Here is a 2,167-nt window from a genome sequence, read left to right as displayed (position 1 = left end):
GTAATGAAGCATCTGACGCGCAACAGGAAAATACAAGGTTAGGTTTCGGTGAACTGGAAGATTCCAGTATATCCAATGTACTAAAATTACATTTACTCTTCGGCGGAAATTTAAAGGATACGAGCAGAATCCCCGGTCAAACTTGTCTGTATTATTCTGGCGTTGGTACTTATGGGTCTAAAATAAAACGCGCCTTCAATAGTGCGCTTGGCCTGCAAAATCTAGATGTTGATCGTATTCAAAAAGAGGCTCAGGATGATCTAGAGAAAATTTATGAACCCGGTGACGAGCTATTTTTGTTTGGTTTTAGCCGTGGCGCAGCGATGGCACGGCAATTTGCCTCCAGGTATGTTTCAAAGATAATCTCAGATCAAGATCATCCTGTTAAATTTATGGGTGTATTTGATACAGTCGCCGCCATTGGCATTCCCAATCTTGATAATAACGAACTGTCCGTTTCTGATGTCGTATTCGAGGATAGGAAAGTATCCAGCACCGTAGTAAAAGCTTTGCATCTCGTTTCCCTGGATGAAAAACGTAAAGCCTTTCTACCTACCTTAATGAACAAGGAGGATCGTGTAAAAGAAATCTGGTTTTCTGGTGTCCACAGTGATATTGGTGGTGGGTTTCGACGAGATGGCTTATCCGATATAACGCTTGAATATATGCTTCGTTATATTCGTGAGATTGAGCTCGGCATTCAACTTATATATCCTCATGACATCGACTATGAAAATCTGTTACCTAAAGAGGAGTCATACAAAGTTGATTTTGACGACGTGATGATGAATCCGAATCCATTCGCACCTATTCATCAAAAAAAGAGATCGCATCTAATCTCTAAATTGACATTGGGCAATAGATCTCTGAACGTGATCGATAATGATAAACATTGCGATGATTTGCCCATAGTGCATCATACAGTAGCTGAGCGAATCTATGGTGATGCAGAATATAAACCGCAATCACTGGTTCAGGAAAAACACTACATATTGATGCCCGATGGTACTTTAGAGGCCTTTAATGGTGGTTTAAAAGAGCATAGAACATTAGGTCGCGCGGCATTAATTGAATTAGAAGTTAATCAAACTCAAGTTATTAAAGTTCATGCCAATCGCCTTTTTAATCCAAGTGGTATTTATCTTAAAACAGGTCAGAAATATTGCTTCATTGTCGACTTTATTCAGCAATGGTATGACTCAAGTGTTTCCGCCACACCCAGAGGTTGGGACGTGGATGATGCTGATGTAGACCTCGGATGGTTAAAGGAAATCATCATAAGGAGGAAAGAGGAAGATAGAAGAGTGCCAAGTGCGAACTGGTTTGAAGTTTGCGGCACCTTGGGTACAAATGAGGATAGCCATTTCAGGGTATTGCACCACCTTGAAAACAGTGATGCTGATCTTGAACCTGAAACTAATAGTGAATTATTCCTATTTGCTAATGACTTGAAAAGTCGTTATGGCAACAATCTTGGTTTTATTGATGTTACGGTCAAACGGACTTTTTAACTATTGGAACTGAAACGAACGCTGTAGATAAATTTCAAAGGTAATAACAGGCTTTTGCTTTATTTTAATATTTTTGTTAATGCATATTGATTCAATTTTGACAAATAGATAGATATGACTCGCTTACTTGTAGATGGCGATATCTGATGCCCTTTTATTCAATTAAGTAGGGCACTTCTCGCGATATACGCTTGATCGGTAAACAAATTCTGGGAGATTATTTTTGACCTTAGACAACATAATAAAAACCATTAAATCAGGTTGCCAGTCACGGGTAAAACAGATAATTTTTCTCACTAAAAATCTGGCCATTAGGACCGGAATAAAAACAACAACCCAAACGGTCCGAGATTTTATTGATGGGCTGATAAAAGCAGTCACTGGTTTTATGAAGAGTGGTGATCTTAAAAAAAGGATTAGTGCGGCAATAAAATTTATTTTTGATACTGCCACTAAACTACAAGCTGCCATAGTTCGATTTATTGAAAGTGAAAAATTTAGGGTTTACCTAAATAATTTTCGAACGAAAACTGGTTTATTTTCGGAATGGATTGTTAAAACAACGACGTTTTTTTTCAGACGCCAAACGTTGGACAAGATAGTGTCGCTGTCGGTATTAATAGGCTCGCGTCATACTTTTGATAAGTTTATTACAC

Annotated in this window: 2 protein-coding genes; both read left to right on the top strand. The window is 38.3% G+C overall.

All coding sequences use genetic code 11. From position 1 onward, the window contains the following. The coding region (locus QZ562_RS21040) for a DUF2235 domain-containing protein (RefSeq protein ID WP_293764672.1) at positions 1–1,511 on the top strand (1,511 nt) is incomplete at its 5' end. Between the two features lie 223 nt (positions 1,512–1,734). Then, the coding region (locus QZ562_RS21035) for a hypothetical protein (protein WP_293764669.1) at positions 1,735–2,167 on the top strand (433 nt) is incomplete at its 3' end.

The sequence above is a fragment of the uncultured Paraglaciecola sp. genome (assembly GCF_913058035.1).
GTDB lineage: Bacteria > Pseudomonadota > Gammaproteobacteria > Enterobacterales > Alteromonadaceae > Paraglaciecola.
The sequence above is the reverse complement of the archived record's forward strand: the minus strand, read 5'-3'. Positions and strand labels throughout refer to the sequence as shown.